This is a genomic window from Thermomonas sp., from assembly GCF_019104945.1.
Lineage (GTDB): Bacteria > Pseudomonadota > Gammaproteobacteria > Xanthomonadales > Xanthomonadaceae > Thermomonas.
In genome coordinates, this window is the sequence record NZ_JAHRWW010000001.1 from 78,035 (window position 1) to 94,785 (window position 16,751).

Here is a 16,751-nt window from a genome sequence, read left to right on the forward strand (position 1 = left end):
ATGGCGCTAGCGAACCGCTCCGCTCCGCCGCTGGAACCTTGGAAAGATCCAGCGGCGCAGCCGTTTTTGCGCGTTGAAAACGTCACTAAGACGTTTGGCAAACTTTATGCCTGCGACGATATTTCGCTGGACGTGTACCGAGGCGAATTTTTTGCACTGCTCGGTGGTTCAGGCTCGGGCAAGAGCACCCTGCTACGCATCCTTGCGGGCTTAGAAACACCAGATCGCGGGCGCATTTTGATCGACGGCGTGGACGTCACCCACCTGCCGCCTTACCAGCGCCCGGTGAATATGATGTTCCAAAGCTACGCGCTGTTTCCGCATATGACCGTAGCGCAGAACATCGCGTTTGGCCTAAAGCAAGACGGCATGCCCAGCGGTGAAATCAAAGACCGCGTGCAGCAGATGCTTGAACTTGTGCAGATGCCGCAGCTGGGCAACCGCAAGCCCGACCAACTCTCCGGTGGCCAGCGCCAGCGCGTGGCACTGGCGCGAGCACTGGCTAAACAGCCCAAGCTATTACTGCTCGACGAGCCGCTGGGCGCACTCGATAAGCGCCTGCGCGAGCGCACTCAGTTTGAACTGGTGAACATTCAAGAGCGTGTTGGCACCACCTTCGTGATGGTCACCCACGACCAAGAAGAAGCCATGACCATGTCCAGCCGCATCGCGGTGATGGACACCGGACGTATCGTGCAAGTGTCCACACCTGCGGCGCTGTACGAATACCCCTCCACACGCTTTGTGGCTGAGTTCATCGGCGGCATCAACCTATTTGAAGGCCGTGTACTCGACCACGACGCCAGCCAACGCCGCGTGCGCATCGCCTGCGATGCCGTGGATGGTGGGGCGCTGCTGGCACGCCACGCCGACCCAATTCCAGAAGGCACCGCCGTGAGCGTAGCGGTGCGCCCCGAGAAAATCGACGTACACGAATCGCGCCCCGAAGCCGATAACGTGGCCATCGGCAAAGTGCGTGACATCGCCTATCTCGGTGACGTATCGATCTACCATGTAGAAACCGAATCAGGCGCGATCGTACGCGTGCAAGAAACCCATGTGGAACGCAGCTCCGAGCCACACTACGACTGGGGCGAAACGCTGTGGCTGAGCTGGCCCGCCAGCGGCGCGGTGGTACTCACCGCATGACGCAGGTGCACGGCAACACCGGCTGGAGTGGGCTTTGGGCCGACGTGGTGCACAACCTGTTCGGCTGGTTTCGCGCCGTTGGTCGTGAGTTTCGCACCCGTCGTGGGCGTTTTTTCACCACCATGTTGCCAATGCTGTGGCTACTGCTGTTTTTCGCAGTGCCATTTCTCATTGTTCTAAAAATCAGTTTTGCTGAAGCGGTGTTTGGGCAGTCGCCGCCCTATACCGCGTTGATCGAACGCAGCGCCGACGGTGCTGCCAGCCTGCGCCTGCACGTCAGCAGCTACCTACTTTTGCTGCAAGATCCGCTCTACGTGGCCGCGTATTTGAAGTCGCTGCTGTTTGCGGGTGTTTCAACCCTATTTTGCTTGCTGCTGGGCTACCCAATTGCCTACGGCATCGCGCGGGCACGCCCGGTCTGGCGCATGCTGCTGCTGGTGCTGGTGATCCTGCCCTTTTGGACCAGTTCGCTGCTGCGCACCTACGCCATGATCGGCATGCTCAAGGCCAATGGTGTACTCACCAGTGCGCTCGCTGCACTGGGTCTCGTTGCGCCTGGCACTGCCATTTTGCATACCGACTTAGCCGTGTATATCGGCATCGTGTACAACTATTTGCCGTTCATGATCCTGCCCCTCACCGCTACCTTGATGCGGCTGGATTTTGGCCTCTTAGAAGCCGCCACCGACCTTGGCGCAAAGCCTTGGCAAGCCTTCCTGCGTATTACCGTGCCACTGTCGATGCCGGGGATTATCGCGGGTGCGCTTTTGGTCTTCATTCCCGCTGTAGGCGAGTTTGTCATCCCCGATATCCTCGGCGGCCCTGACGCTCTCACCATTGGCCGCGTGCTGTGGACCGAATTTTTCACCAACCGCGATTGGCCGCTGGCGTCTGCTGTGGCGGTGGCCATGCTGCTGCTTTTAGTCATTCCCACCCTGCTGTTTGAATACGTTGAAAACCGCCGCGAGCGTCAGGAGAGCGGCGCATGAAGCAGCGCAACTGGGGGCTTTGGCTGGCGATGGCAGTGGGCTACGCCCTGCTCTACATCCCGATCATTTCGATGGTCGTGTACTCCTTCAGCGCCTCGCGTATGGCCACGGTCTGGGCTGGGTTTTCCACCCGCTGGTATGTCGCGCTGTTTTCGAACGAACAGATTATGCAGGCCCTGCTGCGCAGCTTGACCATTGCCGCCGTGGCCGCCAGTGCCGCCACCGTTCTCGGCACCGCATGTGGGCTGGCGCTTTCAAGGTTTGGCCGCTTTCCCGGGCGCGGCCTGCTAAGCCTGATGAACTCCGCCCCCATGGTGATGCCCGACGTGATGCTGGGGCTGTCCTCGCTGCTGCTGTTTGTCACCTTGCAGCAGGCGCTTGGTTGGCCCGAACGCGGCATGACCACGATCATGATCGCGCACATCACCCTGACCACTTGCTACGTCACCGTGGTGGTGCGCTCGCGCATGGCCTCGCTGGACGACAGCCTTGAAGAAGCAGCGATGGATCTCGGTGCAAAACCGTGGCGGGTATTCTTCCAAATTACACTACCGCTTATCGCCCCCGCCCTACTCGCCGGCTGGTTATTGGCCTTTACCCTTTCTCTCGATGACTTGGTCATTGCCAGCTTCACCTCCGGCCCCGGCGCCAGCACCCTACCCATGCTGATCTATTCCAAGGTCAAACTGGGTGTCACGCCGGAAATTAACGCACTGGCCACGCTGATCGTGACCGTTGTCGGTGCAGGCGTGGTGGTAGCCGGTATCTTGATGCACCGCCGAGAGAAGAACGCAACGCTTTAGATCTGACCTTTAGAGCCGGCGCTCTAGCTAATCGCACTTCAGATTTCACCCCAGCATTTGGCCGAGGTCACAATTCCCAAAACCAAACGCCCGCGTATGTTTACTTGAATACCGTTTTTTGCGCATACTGCAAGGAATTTAATTTTCCCCACGGTTTCTTGCGTAATGCGAACGGAACTCGAATCAACGCTGTTGCATTGTCGCAACCTACCCTCGCCGCCCGGTGTGGCGCTGCAAATCATCTCGCTTGCGCAAGATCCAAACGCCACCTTGGGCGCCGCTGCACAGATCATCAACCTCGATCCTGCGCTCAGCGCGCGCCTGCTGCGCCTCGCCAATTCCCCCTTATACGCCACGCGGCGGCGGGTGGAGTCGCTGTCTCAAGCCATGGCGATGTTGGGGCTAAATGCCACGCTGAGCTTGGCGCTGGGGTTCTCGCTGATTCAAGGGTTGCGCAGCGCCAACAGCGCCGCAAAATTGCAAGAACACATCTGGCAGCGCAGCGTGCTATCCGCACTCGCCGCGCGCCTAATGGGCCAGCAATTAGGCTTAAAGCGCCCCGAAGCCCTAATGCTCGCAGGTTTGCTGCAAGACATCGGCCGCCTTGCACTGCTGCAAGCCATTCCGGATGAATATGCAGCACTGTCTGAGAAAGCCGAAGGCGAAGCGCATCTCACCCAGTTGGAAGAAAGCGAGCTTGGCTCCAACCACGCCACCGTAGGCGCTTGGCTGGCACGCCGCTGGCGCCTGCCGGATTATTTGATCGAGGCAACGGACAAGAGCGAAGACGAGCAATGCTCAGAAGACAGCTTCTACCGCTGCATCCAAGCCTCAGGTGCAATCGCTGACCTATGGCTGGCCACTGCAGAAACGGCCGATGCAGCGCGCGAACGTGCGCTGGAAAAAATGGGTCTCGACGCCCCCCTGCTCGATGTTTTGTTGCCCATGATCGCCGCTGCTCTGCCGGAAGTCAGCGCAACGTTTGATATTCAAGTCACCCACCCAGCACACTTGCAGGCATTGTCTGAAGAAGCGCGCGAACTGTTGATTTTGCGCAACCTGCAGCAGGTACAAGACGCCCAGCACGCGCGCCAACTGGCGCAGTCGGCGGAAGACCGTCTGAAGCTGCTCTCCGAGCAGTCGCGGCGCGACCCGCTTACCGGCGTGTTTAACCGCCGCCATATGGATGAAGTGCTGGAGCGTGAGTTCAATAGCAACACCAGCACCGCACTCACCGTGGCCCTGCTGGATTTGGATAATTTCAAACACATCAACGATCGCTACGGCCACCTGATTGGTGACCAAGTCCTGCGCCAGTTTGCCCAAATCGTTCTGCGCACCCTGCGCACCACCGATGTCGTGGCCCGTTATGGCGGTGAAGAGTTCTTACTGGTTTTGAACTACGCCGACAAAGCCTCATCACTGCAGGTGCTCCAGCGCCTAATGAATGAGGTAAGCAAAACACCGATGGCGCTGGTGGATAACCAGCCTGTCTTCATCACCTTTTCTGCAGGCTTTGCCAGTGCCGATGGCGCTGACGGGCGCTTCACCAGCGTTGAAGCCCTGCTGCAAGCCGCAGACGATGCGCTGTATCGTTCTAAGCGCGAAGGCCGCAACCAGATCCACTCTGACGAGGCTTAACGTAAAGCACAATAAGCGGGCGCTTCATGCCATGCGCCCTGCATATTTTCGTTAAACTTTAACAACCTTCTCAATCTGAGCTCACCATGCCCAATCTTGCTTATCGCCGCGTCCTGCTCAAACTGTCCGGCGAGGCATTGATGGGGGATGAAGATTACGGGATCGACCCAAAAGTACTGACCCGGCTCGCCGAAGAAGTGATCGAAGCCAGCGACGCCGGTGCTGAAATTGCACTGGTGATCGGCGGCGGCAATATCTTCCGTGGCGCCGGCCTTGCCGCAGGCGGTATGGACCGCGTTACCGGCGACCATATGGGCATGTTGGCCACGGTCATCAACGCACTGGCCATGCAGGACGCCTTGGAAAAGCTCGGCGGCAAGGCCCGTGTGATGAGTGCGCTCAAAATCAACGATGTCTGCGAAGACTATATTCGCCGCCGCGCCATTCGCCATTTGGAAAAGCGCCGCTTGGTGATTTTTGCTGCAGGCACCGGCAATCCGTTCTTCACCACCGACTCGGGTGCGGCGCTGCGCGCGATTGAAATTGGCGCAGACCTGTTACTGAAAGCCACCAAGGTGGACGGTGTGTATGACAAAGACCCGAAGAAGTTTGACGACGCGGTGAAGATCGACACGCTGTATTACGACGAAGTCATCGCCCGCAACCTGCAGGTAATGGATACCGCCGCGTTTGCACTCTGCCGCGACGCCGCGCTGCCACTGCGTATTTTCGACATGGCCCAGCCCGGCGTGCTGCTGCGCCTGCTGCAGGGTGAGTCGATTGGCACCTTGGTGCGCACCCGCCCCTGATCCTGCTCCTGAACTCCAATTCTGCGGCAAAAAGCGCTCAAGATTGCGCCTAAGCTGTTTATAATCGCTGGTTTACGAAAACAACTTCGGAGCCGCCTCCATGCTAAATGAAATCAAAAAAGACGCTCAGGCCCGTATGGCTAAGAGCATCGAGGCGCTGCGCCATAATTTGGTGAAAGTGCGCACAGGCCGCGCCAATACGGGGCTTGTCGATAGCATCAAGGTGAATTACTACGGTTCGGACATGCCGCTTTCGCAGGTGGCCAGCGTCGCCGTTGGTGATGCCCGCTCGCTGGTCATCACCCCGTGGGAAAAGCAAATGGTAGGCGCGGTGGAAAAGGCGATCCTCGCCTCAGATCTGGGCCTAACCCCCAATACGGCCGGCACCACCATTCGTTTGAATATCCCCGCACTCACCGAAGAGCGCCGCCGCGACCTCACCAAGGTCGTACACGGTGAAGGGGAAGACGCCAAAGTAGCCGTGCGCAATGTACGCCGCGACGCCAATCAGCAGGTGAAAGAGCTGCTGAAAGAAAAGCAGATTTCGGAAGACGAAAGCGCGCGCACCGAGGCAGAAATCCAAAAAATTACCGACTCCGCCATTAAAGATGTCGATGAAGTCGTGAAAGCCAAAGAAGCCGAGCTGATGTCGGTTTGACCGGCACGCACCGGAACGCCATGAAGGCACCACCGGAACCCGCAATTCCGCAGCACATTGCCATCATCATGGATGGCAATGGCCGTTGGGCACAGCAGCGCCACCGCCCGCGCTTGATCGGCCACCGTGCAGGCGCACAGGCGGTTAAGCGTAGCGTTGAATTCTGCATGCAGCAGGGCGTTCAAGCGCTCACACTGTTTGCATTTTCTAGCGAAAACTGGAACCGCCCGAAAGAAGAAGTAAGCGGACTGATGAAGCTCTTTCTCGGTGCGCTCGAGCGCGAAGTGGATGAGCTGCATCGCTTGGGTGCGCGGCTGCGCTTTATTGGTGAACGTGTGCGTTTTGACGACGCGCTGCTGGCACGCATGCAGGCCGCCGAAACGCTAACCGCAGGCAATACGCGGCTGCACCTGTCTATTGCCACCAGCTACGGTGGCCGCCAAGACATTACGCAAGCCGCACGCGCATTGGCGCTGGAAGTTGCGGCAGGGCGCTTGCTGCCTGAGCAGATCAATGAAGAGACGATGGCCGCGCAAATGGCGCTGTCCGACCTTCCCGCCCCCGATTTATTCATCCGTACCGGTGGCGAGCTGCGCATCAGTAATTTTTTGCTTTGGCAGATGGCCTATACCGAACTCTGGTTCACCGATACGCTATGGCCCGACGTGGACGCCGCGCTCTTGCAGCAGGCGCTCAACGATTTTTCCAATCGCGAGCGCCGCTTCGGCCTCACCAGCGCTCAAATTCAACACTCCTCTAACGGAGGCAAGCCATGACCAAAACCCGTGTACTGGCAGCGCTTGTAATGGGGCCTGTGGCCATTGGCGCCGTGCTACTGCTCCCCACCGGCTGGCTGATGCTGCTTGCCGCGCTGCTGTTTTTAGTGGCGCAGTGGGAATGGCTCAAACTTGTTGGCATTGAAGACACGCTCGCACGCACTGTGCTGCTTACCTGCAACCTCGGGCTGATGGTTGCGCTGACTTGGGGCTCGCGCAGTACCCACGTCACCGCGCTGCCACTGTTTCAGATCACAATTATGGTGGGTGTGGTGTGGTGGCTGCTGGCCCTGCTCTGGCTTCGCCATTACGATTTTTGCGCAGACAACGGCAGCCGTTCGCGCATTTTCAAACTGATTGCAGGCACCGCCGCCGTTGTTCCCGCGTGGTGCGCGCTGGCCGTGATCCACCACCAGCCCAACGGCTCGCGTTGGCTGCTGCTGGCACTGCTACTCATTTGGGCGGCCGATAGCGGCGCTTATTTTGCTGGTCGCCGGTTTGGCAGCACATGGTTCAACGGCCGCAAGCTGGCACCGCGCATCAGCCCGAATAAAACACTGGCTGGTGTCGCAGGCGGCGTTGCGCTGGCACTGCTGGTGGCCATCATCGGCGCGCTACTGATTGGGGCCAAAGCCGCCCAACTTCCGGCCATTGCCGTTGTTGCAACACTGACCGTTGTATTCTCGATTGCAGGTGATTTATTCGAAAGCCTGCTCAAGCGCCATGCTAACGTGAAAGACTCCGGCACCCTGATTCCCGGCCACGGTGGCGCGCTGGACCGTTTAGACAGCGTGCTGGCGGCGCTTCCGGTATTTGCCTTGGGCAAGGTCTGGTTAGGGTTTTAGACGATGCAGCGGATTGCGGTTCTCGGGGCCACCGGCTCAATTGGCACTTCGGCGCTGGATGTCATCGCACGGCATCCAGACACGCTGCGTGCCAGCGTGCTCAGCGCGGGCAGCAAGGTCGATGCGCTCATAGAACTGTGTAAAACCCACGCGCCAGACCACGCTGTGATTGCCGACGCAAACGGCTACGCGGCCTTACGTGACGGCCTGCGTGCCGCCAATCTTCGTACCCAAGCCCATGCGGGGGCCGAAGCGATTGAACAGCTGGCCGCATCAAGCGCCTGCGATAGCGTTGTCGCGGCAATTGTAGGCGCCGCGGGCCTGCCCTCGACGCTTGCTGCTGCGCGTGCGGGCAAGCGCCTGCTGCTGGCCAATAAAGAATCGCTTGTACTCGCGGGCGAGCTGCTGATGCATGAGGCGCACGCCCACGGCGCCAGCATCATTCCTATTGACAGCGAACATAACGCGATCTTCCAGTGCCTTGCCGACGGCAACCCGCCTGCGCGCATCACGCTTACCGCCTCGGGCGGGCCGTTTCGTGGCTGGTCGCGCAGTGCGCTGGCGGCGGTGACACCTGCGCAAGCAGTGGCCCACCCAAAATGGTCGATGGGCCCGAAAATCTCGGTAGATTCCGCCACCCTGATGAATAAGGGGTTAGAGGTCATCGAGGCCCACCACTTGTTCAGCATGCCGGGCGAGCAGATTCGCGTCTTGGTACACCCGCAGTCGCTGGTGCATTCCATGGTCGATTTCATCGACGGCAGCACGCTTGCACAGCTCGGTCTGCCCGATATGCGCACGGCGCTCGCCATTGGGTTTGCCTGGCCCAAGCGCATCTCTTCGGGCGTTGCCGCATTAGACCTGCTCAGCCAAGGTGGCCGCTTAGATTTTGAACCGCCCGATCTCGACGCATTCCCCTGCTTGGCGTTGGCGTTTTCTGCGCTGCGTAGCGGCGGCACGGCACCGGCCATGCTCAATGCAGCAAACGAAGAAGCAGTTTCGGCCTTCCTACAAGGCCGCATCGGCTTTTTGGACATTCCTGCCACGGTGGCAGCCGTACTCACCGCCTTGCCCAGCCAGCCTGCGGATTCACTTGACACCCTCCTCGCTGCAGACGCGCAAGCGCGCCAGTTAGCGCATCAACACCTCGCAAGGATTGCGGCATGAGCGCGTTTTTCAGTTCTATCTGGTGGCTGGTCGTTGCACTGGGTGTACTTGTCACTTTTCACGAGTTTGGCCACTTCTGGGTGGCACGTCGCTGCGGCGTCAAAGTGCTGCGCTTCTCGGTGGGGTTCGGTAAGGCACTGTGGAAACGGCGCGCCAAAGACGGTACCGAGTATGTGATCGCGGCGATCCCATTGGGCGGCTACGTCAAGATGCTGGACGAGCGCGAGGGCGATGTGCCTGAACACCAGTTGCACATGGCCTTCAACCGCAAACCTGTGTTGCAGCGCATCGCCATTGTCGCCGCTGGCCCGCTGGCGAACCTTTTGCTGGCCTTTATGCTGTTATGGGCCATGTTTGTCATTGGCCGCCCCGACTACGCCTCGGTGGTGGGCACGGCCACCGGCATTGCCGCGCAGGCCGACCTCCACCCTAGGGACCGTGTACTTGCCGTGGGCAACCGCGCCACCCCTACCTGGAGCGAGCTGGGCATGGCGCTGTCGGTGGCGGCGCTCGACCGCCAGCCGGTGTCCTTGCAAATCAAACGGCCGAACGGTAGTGAAATTACCCGGACATTACCGTTACAAAAGCTTCCCGAACAACTCGACGAGCTGCGCGCACTCGGCCAAATTGGCCTAATTCCCCGGCATATGCTGGTGCCACCGCTGGTGGGCAGCGTGCGCGAAGGCACCCCCGCTTGGGGCAAGCTCGCCGAGGGCGACCGCATTACCGCGATCGACGCCAGCCCGGTCAGTAGTTTTGAAGATATTGCCCCGCTGGTGGCCGCCCTCGGCGAACGCGGCGGTCCCGGCATGGTAGAAGTTGAGCGCGACGGCGAGCGTCTTGCCGTAGAGCTCACCCCCGAACAGCTACCCGCAGGTGACGGCAAGCCGCCGCATTGGATCCTTGGCGTGGCCGCAGCCGCCCCCACTCCGGTGCCGCACGATGCCATGTTGCGGTTTGGCCCGGCGGCAGCCATTCCTGCCGCGCTGCGCGAAACACGCTACCAAAGTAAGCAGTTGGTGGACATGCTAAAGCGCGCCTTCAGCGGCCGGGTGTCGGTTGAAAACACCGTTTCTGGCCCTGTTACTATCGCGCGGGCGGCTAACGCCTTCGCCGAACGTGGCCCAGCGTGGTTTTTGAACTTTCTGGCCCTGCTGTCGGTCAGTTTGGCCTTAATTAACCTATTACCGATCCCCGTCTTGGACGGGGGCCACCTACTGTATTACCTTATCGAGCTGGTCATCCGTCGCCCAGTCAGCGAACAGGTCATGGCCGTGGGTCAATATATCGGTTTGGCAATTATTGCCGGACTGATGGGTTTGGCCTTTTACAATGACATCATTCATTTGATGTCGTAACCCCCTATCAGGATGTCTCGAATGACCCGACCTATGTCCCGCCGTCTGTTGACCCTCGCCCTGATGTCAGCGCTTGCGCTGCCAGCTTGGGCACAGGCGACGTTCACTCCTTTCACGGTCAGCGACATCCGCATCGACGGCTTGCAGCGCATTGGTGCCGGTACGGTGTTCACCTATTTGCCGGTTGAGCGCGGCGATACGCTGGATCAAGGCAAGGCCGCCGAAGCACTGCGTGCGCTGTATAAAACTGGTTTTTTTGAAGACGTTCGCCTTGACCACCAAGGCGGCATCTTGGTGATTTCCGTCACCGAGCGTCCGTCGATCAACAAGCTCACCCTTTCGGGCAATAAAGACCTAAAAACCGAAGACCTCACCAAGGGTTTGAAAGACATTGGTCTGGCCGAGGGCGAAACCTATAACCCGCTGAACCTTGATCGCGTCACCCAAGAACTGACCCGCCAGTACAACAACCGCGGCAAGTACAGCGTGACCATCTCGCCCAGCGTGGAGCGGCTCGACCGCAACCGCGTCAACCTGACCCTCACCATCAAAGAGGGCAAGGCCGCCAAGATCCAGCACATCAACCTGATTGGTAACGATAGTTTTGCCGAAGAAGACATCACCAAGGGTTGGGAGTCGCATACCCACAACTGGATGAGCTGGTACAAGCGCGACGATCAATACTCACGCGAAAAACTTTCGGGCGATATTGAAAAGCTCAACTCGTGGTACCTCGACCGCGGCTATGTGGATTTCAATATGGATTCCACCCAAGTCGCGATCAGTGGCGACCGCAAAAATATGTACATCACCGCGGGCATCACCGAAGGCGAGGTCTATAACTTTGCAGAAGTAACCGTATCCGGTGACACGGTGCTGCCGAAGGAAGAGATCGAAACCATCGTTTCGTTTATTCGCCCCGGCAATACCTTCTCGCGCGGGCTGCTAGAAATGGCCGGCAACGCCATCACGGCACGGCTATCGAACATTGGCTACGCGTTTGCGCGGGTCAACCCGGTGCCGGAGATCGACCGCGACAAGCGCACCGTCGCCATCAACTTCCAAGTACAGCCCGGCCCGCGTGTCAACGTGCGGCGCATCGTCTTCAAGGGCAATACCCGCACCGCCGACCCGGTACTGCGTCGCGAAATGCGTCAGTTTGAAGGTAGCTGGTACTCGCAGGCCGCGATTGATCGCGGCAAGGTGCGCTTGGATCGCCTCGGCTATTTTGAAACCGTAGAGGTGGATAACCAACCAGTGGCCGGGACCGATGACCAAGTGGATGTGGTCTATACCGTGAAAGAAACCAACTCCGGCAGTATCTCTGCGGGTATTGGTTATTCGCAGCTTTCGGGCCTCAACCTATCGCTGCAGCTCACTGAAAATAACTTCCTCGGCACCGGCAACCGCGTGTCCACCGCGATTTCGCGCAGCGTGTATCAAAAGCGCTACGACTTCTCGTTCGTCAACCCCTACTTCACCGACGAGGGCATGTCGCTGGGCTATAACCTGTGGTGGCGCGAATTCGATTATTCGAACTTCAACGTAGCGCAATACTCCACCAATAGCGGCGCGTTCCAAGTCATCATGGGTCTGCCACTCAGCGAGAGCGATTCAATCTCGTTCATGCTCGGCATCGATACCAATGAAATCCTTGCCTATGCGGGCTCCACCCCGCAGCCGATGGTGGACTACGTCGACGCGATCGGCCAGCGCACCTTCCACTCCTCACGCGCACAAATTGGCTGGGGGCGCGACACCCGTAATAACTACTTCACCCCAGTGGTGGGCAGCACGCAGAACCTGTCTGCAGAAATCACCCTACCCACGTCCACCGTGCAGTATTTCAAACTGCAATACGAAGCCTCGAAGTACTGGCCGCTGAGCTCTATGTTGGTGCTGCGTACCGGCCTAAGCCTTGGTTATGGTGATTCTTACGGAAAAGAATTCACCCGCAACCTCTGCTTCACTCCCCCCACACTCACCGACACCAATGGTGATGGCACACCAGACACCTACGTCCCAGGCCCTGCCCCCAGCAGCCCATGCCTGCCCACGTCCGCAGATTACAAGAAGACCGTGCACGCCCGTGGCCTGCCCTTCTTCGAAAACTTCTACGCGGGTGGCATCTCGTCCAGCGGCCGCGTGCGCGGCTTTATGGACAACACGCTTGGCCCGTATTGGGCCTCGTCTTCCGGCTACCGCCAGCCACTGGGCGGCTCGGTGCTGGTGGCAGGCTCGATCGAAACCATTTTCCCGAAGCTGTTTGATAGCCCCTCGGCACGCGTGTCTGCATTCTTAGACTTCGGTAACGTCTATGACGGCTGGGACAACGTGCGCGCCAACGATCTGCGCGCTTCGGCAGGTATTGCCCTGCTGTGGCGCTCGCCAATGGGGCCGCTGTCGATCAGCTACGCGCTGCCGCTGCGCCAGAAAGATGGTGACCAGATCGAACGCCTGCAGTTCAACTTCGGCGGGCAGCTCTAACCGAGCTGCGGCATGACGATGCCGACCTTCACCGCCTCCGAACTCGCTGCGCGCTTTGGGCTTGAACTGCGCGGCGAAGACTGCAGTGTCTGTGGCGTAGGCACACTGGCCGATGCCAACGAGACACAGCTGAGCTTTTTGGCTAACCCGCACTACCGCCAACAGATGCGGCAGACACGGGCAGGCATTGTGGTGCTGCGCGCCGATGACGCCGAAGCGCGTACCGGCAGCATGCTCATCGCACGCGACCCATATGCCATCTATGCCAAGATCGCCGCACTGTTTGAGCGCCTGCCGCAATCTGCTGCGGGCATTCACAGCAGCGCTGTCATCGACCCCAGCGCCACGATCGCAGCCAGCGCCCACATTGGCCCGCATGTGTGCATTGGTGCGCGCAGCACGGTGGCCGAGGGCTGCGTCATTGGCCCCGGCTGCGTGATCGGTGACGACTGCCACCTCGACGCAAACTGCCGCCTCGTAGCCCGCGTCACCCTAGTGACCCGCGTGCACTTGGGGCAGCGTGTACTGATTCACCCGGGTGCCGTACTCGGTGCCGACGGGTTTGGCATTGCGATGGATGCCGGGCATTGGATCAAAGTGCCGCAGCTTGGTGGCGTGCACATTGGCGATGATTGCGAAATTGGAGCCAATACCACCATCGACCGCGGCGCGCTGGAAGACACCGTGCTGGAAGAAGACGTGCGCCTCGACAACCAGATCCAAATTGGCCACAACGTGCGCATTGGCGCGCACACCGCCATGGCAGGTTGCTCGGCCGTTGCGGGCAGCGCCACGATTGGCCGCCACTGTTTGATCGGCGGCGGCGCAGGTGTGGTGGGCCATTTGCAGGTCTGCGATCGCGTAGTTATCACCGCGATGTCGCTGGTCACCCATTCCATCCATCAACCCGGGCAATATTCATCCGGCACGCCTTTAATGGATAATCGCGACTGGCGCAAAAGCGCAGCACGCTTCAAACAACTCGACCGCATCGCGCGACGCAGCGCAGGCGGCGATAAGGACAACGCATGACCGATACCACCGCTACTGTTCAACTTCCCGTTGATGTCACCGAAATTCAGCGCCTACTGCCGCACCGCTACCCGTTCCTGCTGGTGGATCGCGTCGTCGAATTAGAGCCCAATAAGCGTGTGCTGGCGTACAAAAACGTCAGCATCAATGAACCCTTCTTCCAAGGCCATTTCCCCGGCAAGCCGGTGATGCCCGGCGTTTTGGTGATTGAAGCATTAGCGCAAGCAGGTGGCCTACTCACGCAGCTATCGTCAGACCCGGCCAACCCACAAACGCAGACGTTTTTCCTCGTTAAAGTGGACAACGCCAAGTTCAGCAATATGGTGGTGCCCGGCGATAAGCTTGAGCTGGACGTTGAACTCAAGCGCCGCATCCGCAATATGGCGCAATATGTAGGCATTGCACGGGTGGACGGGCAGCAAGTAGCCTGCGCTGAGATCCTGTGCGCGGCCGCACGCGACTAACATCATTTTTATGAACACACGCACCGCCACGCAGATTCACCCCACAGCGGTTGTCCACCCCGGTGCTGTGCTGGGTGCGGGCGTGCACATTGGCCCCTACGCCGTGATTGGCGATGAAGTCAGCATAGGCGATAACACCCGCATTGGCCCGCATTGCACCATCGAAGGGCCTACGCGGATTGGCTGTGACAACGTCTTTCACGGCCACGCGGCCATCGGCGGCGAGCCGCAAGATAAAAAATATCATGGTGAACGCGTAGAGCTAGAAATTGGTGACGGCAATTCCATTCGTGAATTTGTCACCATCAACCGTGGTACCGGCGAAGGGGGCGGCATCACCCGCCTTGGTCACCGCAACTGGATTCTGGCGTACTGCCATATCGCGCACGATTGCATCGTGGGCGACGACTGCATTTTCTCCAACAATGCCACGCTTGCAGGGCATGTGGTGGTGGGCAACCAAGTCATCCTCAGCGGCTTTGCCGGCGTGCATCAATTTTGCCGCATTGGTAACCATGCGTTTATTGGCATGGGTGCGTTCGTCAATGGCGACGTGCCGCCGTTTTTGATGGTGGCACAAGAAAAATATTCGCGCCCGCGTGGGATCAACTTAGAAGGCTTGAAGCGGCGCGGTTTTGACACAGCGCGCATCAGTGCCATCAAGCGTGCTTATCGTGCGCTGTATATGGGCGACACAAAATTAGAAGAAGCCAAGGCTGAGCTTGCAGAAATTGCGGCAACGAGCGAAGACGTGCGCGCGTTTCTTGACTTTATCGAAGCTGGCGAACGCCCGCTGCTGCGATGAGTCTTTGCATCGCCCTCTGCGCGGGTGAAACTTCGGGTGACCAGCTAGGCGCAGGGTTGATTCACGCGCTGCGCGAGCGCTATCCGCAGGCGACATTTGTCGGTATCGGCGGCCCCTTGATGCGCGCCACAGGCATGGAAACGTGGTGGGACGCCAACGAACTTGCGGTAATGGGGCTTGTGGAAGTGCTACGTCACTTGCCGCGCTTGCTACACCTGCGCAAAGCCTTTCGCCAGCGTGTATTAGACACCCAGCCCGACGTGTTCATCGGCATCGATGCACCCGACTTCAACCTCAGCGTTGAACGATGGCTTAAACAACGCGGCGTGCGCACTGTGCATTACGTGAGCCCGTCGATTTGGGCGTGGCGACAGGGGCGTGCTGAAAAAATTGGCCGCAGCGCCGACCGCGTACTGTGCCTGTTTCCAATGGAGCCCCCCATCTATGCGCGCCACGGCGTGGATGCGCGTTTTATTGGGCATCCATTGGCCGATGCCATTGCACTACAGCCCGACCGCAACGCCGCGCGCAACGCGCTCAACCAGCCTCAAGACGCGCCCATACTGGCGCTATTACCAGGCAGCCGCCTCGGTGAAATTCACGGCATGCTGCCGGATTTTGCCAACGCAGCACAACGCTTGGCTGGCGACATTCCAAATTTGCGCATCTTAGTACCTGCCGCCAATGCACAATGCCGCGAGGCCATACATAGGCATCTCGGCAGCGATACACGATTTACGATTTTTGATGGCCAAGCACAGCGCATCATGATCGCCAGCGATGTCGTGCTCTTGGCTTCTGGCACCGCCGCACTTGAAGCCATGCTCTGCAAGCGCCCGATGGTTGTTGGCCACCGTATCTCTGCGTTGACCTACCGCATCGTCAAATTATTTGGCTTACTGAAATCAAGGTTTGTAAGCCTGCCCAATGTATTGGCCAACGAAGCCTTGATCCCGGAACTTTTGCAAGAACAATGCACCCCGGGCAACTTGCACGCGGCGCTGAAACACTGGTTTACCGATACAGGCGCGGCGCAAGCCTTGCAACCACGCTTTGCGGCCATTCACCAGCAACTACGGTGCGACGCCTCCCAGCGCGCAGCCGATGCGGTCGCCGAACTCATCCCAACGCCATGACGCTCCATATTGCAGGGATCGACGAAGCCGGGCGTGGCCCACTGGCAGGGCCTGTTGTGGTGGCGGCCGTGGTATTTCCCAAAGGCCCCATCCCGGTTGATGGGCTGAATGACTCCAAAGCACTGACCGAGAAAAAACGCGAGGCGCTATACCCGCGTATTCTAGAAACAGCACTGGCTTACAGCATTGTGGTGGTTGAACCCGAAGAGATTGACCTGCGCAACATCTTCCAAGCCACCATGCACGGCATGCGCGAAGCGCTGCTAGGCGTGGCCCATGTGGCTGATTGCGCGCGCATTGACGGCAATAAACTGCCCAAAGACCTGCCCTGCCCCGCCGAGGCCTGGGTGGGGGGGGATGCCCGTGACCCAAGCATCATGGCGGCCTCTATTCTGGCCAAAGTCAGCCGCGACCACCGCATGCTGGAACTGCATGCGCAGTATCCGCACTACGGTTTCGATCGCCACAAGGGCTACCCCAGCCCGCAGCATCTGCAGGCCCTCCAACAATACGGCCCCTGCCCGCAACATCGGCGCAGCTTTGCGCCAGTGCGGAATGCACTAAACGCTCCCGCACAGGGCGAATTACTCGTTAATCCACAGCTACGTTGACGTTCGCGCAATCTTCATCCT

General features: G+C 59.2%; 16 protein-coding genes. All 16 read left to right on the top strand.

Annotation, left to right across the window (positions count from 1 at the left end; translation table 11 throughout):
• The 16 genes from KUL77_RS00415 to KUL77_RS00490 all read left to right on the top strand — a co-directional run bounded on the left by KUL77_RS00415 (position 1) and on the right by KUL77_RS00490 (position 16,730).
• The gene (locus KUL77_RS00415; RefSeq protein ID WP_297142083.1) at positions 1–1,149 is read left to right on the top strand and encodes an ABC transporter ATP-binding protein; all 1,149 of its coding nucleotides are present in this window, start codon (positions 1–3) and stop codon (positions 1,147–1,149) included.
• Positions 1,150–1,271: 122 nt separating this feature from the next.
• Positions 1,272–2,138: an ABC transporter permease subunit gene (locus KUL77_RS00420; RefSeq protein ID WP_297142212.1), complete on the top strand. Its 867-nt coding sequence runs from the start codon at positions 1,272–1,274 to the stop codon at positions 2,136–2,138.
• Positions 2,135–2,941, top strand: a complete 807-nt coding sequence (locus KUL77_RS00425; protein WP_297142088.1) for an ABC transporter permease subunit — start codon at positions 2,135–2,137, stop codon at positions 2,939–2,941. The genes KUL77_RS00420 and KUL77_RS00425 overlap by 4 nt, the downstream gene beginning before the upstream one ends.
• A gap of 165 nt (positions 2,942–3,106) precedes the next feature.
• Complete coding sequence (locus KUL77_RS00430; protein ID WP_297142091.1) at positions 3,107–4,582, top strand: GGDEF domain-containing protein; 1,476 nt, start codon at positions 3,107–3,109, stop codon at positions 4,580–4,582.
• A gap of 86 nt (positions 4,583–4,668) precedes the next feature.
• A complete protein-coding gene (gene pyrH, locus KUL77_RS00435) occupies positions 4,669–5,391 on the top strand; it encodes a UMP kinase (RefSeq protein WP_297142093.1) in 723 nt (240 codons plus the stop codon).
• 100 nt (positions 5,392–5,491) lie between these two features.
• Entirely contained in the window at positions 5,492–6,049 is a 558-nt protein-coding gene (gene frr / locus KUL77_RS00440; RefSeq protein ID WP_297142096.1) for a ribosome recycling factor, read from the top strand.
• A 20-nt stretch (positions 6,050–6,069) separates the two neighbouring features.
• Entirely contained in the window at positions 6,070–6,825 is a 756-nt protein-coding gene (gene uppS / locus KUL77_RS00445; RefSeq protein WP_297142098.1) for a polyprenyl diphosphate synthase, read from the top strand.
• Positions 6,822–7,670 carry a phosphatidate cytidylyltransferase gene (locus KUL77_RS00450; protein ID WP_297142100.1) on the top strand — a complete coding sequence of 283 codons (849 nt, stop codon included), beginning with the start codon at positions 6,822–6,824 and terminating at the stop codon, positions 7,668–7,670. Before uppS ends, KUL77_RS00450 begins: the two co-directional genes overlap by 4 nt.
• Positions 7,671–7,673: 3 nt before the next feature.
• Positions 7,674–8,837 carry a 1-deoxy-D-xylulose-5-phosphate reductoisomerase gene (locus KUL77_RS00455; protein WP_297142103.1) on the top strand — a complete coding sequence of 388 codons (1,164 nt, stop codon included), beginning with the start codon at positions 7,674–7,676 and terminating at the stop codon, positions 8,835–8,837.
• Positions 8,834–10,195, top strand: a complete 1,362-nt coding sequence (rseP, locus tag KUL77_RS00460; RefSeq protein WP_297142105.1) for an RIP metalloprotease RseP — start codon at positions 8,834–8,836, stop codon at positions 10,193–10,195. Before KUL77_RS00455 ends, rseP begins: the two co-directional genes overlap by 4 nt.
• Before the next feature lie 21 nt (positions 10,196–10,216).
• A complete protein-coding gene (gene bamA / locus KUL77_RS00465; protein WP_297142106.1) occupies positions 10,217–12,682 on the top strand; it encodes an outer membrane protein assembly factor BamA in 2,466 nt (821 codons plus the stop codon).
• 12 nt (positions 12,683–12,694) lie between these two features.
• Positions 12,695–13,714, top strand: a complete 1,020-nt coding sequence (gene lpxD / locus KUL77_RS00470) for a UDP-3-O-(3-hydroxymyristoyl)glucosamine N-acyltransferase (RefSeq protein ID WP_297142109.1) — start codon at positions 12,695–12,697, stop codon at positions 13,712–13,714.
• Positions 13,711–14,178, top strand: a complete 468-nt coding sequence (fabZ, locus tag KUL77_RS00475; RefSeq protein WP_297142112.1) for a 3-hydroxyacyl-ACP dehydratase FabZ — start codon at positions 13,711–13,713, stop codon at positions 14,176–14,178. The genes lpxD and fabZ overlap by 4 nt, the downstream gene beginning before the upstream one ends.
• Positions 14,179–14,188: 10 nt before the next feature.
• Positions 14,189–14,983 (top strand): acyl-ACP--UDP-N-acetylglucosamine O-acyltransferase, encoded by a 795-nt coding sequence (gene lpxA, locus KUL77_RS00480; RefSeq protein WP_297142114.1) that lies wholly within the window; start codon positions 14,189–14,191, stop codon positions 14,981–14,983.
• Complete coding sequence (lpxB, locus tag KUL77_RS00485) at positions 14,980–16,119, top strand: lipid-A-disaccharide synthase (RefSeq protein WP_297142117.1); 1,140 nt, start codon at positions 14,980–14,982, stop codon at positions 16,117–16,119. The genes lpxA and lpxB overlap by 4 nt, the downstream gene beginning before the upstream one ends.
• The gene (locus KUL77_RS00490; RefSeq protein ID WP_343231520.1) at positions 16,116–16,730 is read left to right on the top strand and encodes a ribonuclease HII; all 615 of its coding nucleotides are present in this window, start codon (positions 16,116–16,118) and stop codon (positions 16,728–16,730) included. The genes lpxB and KUL77_RS00490 overlap by 4 nt, the downstream gene beginning before the upstream one ends.
• The last annotated feature ends 21 nt before the right edge of the window (positions 16,731–16,751 follow it).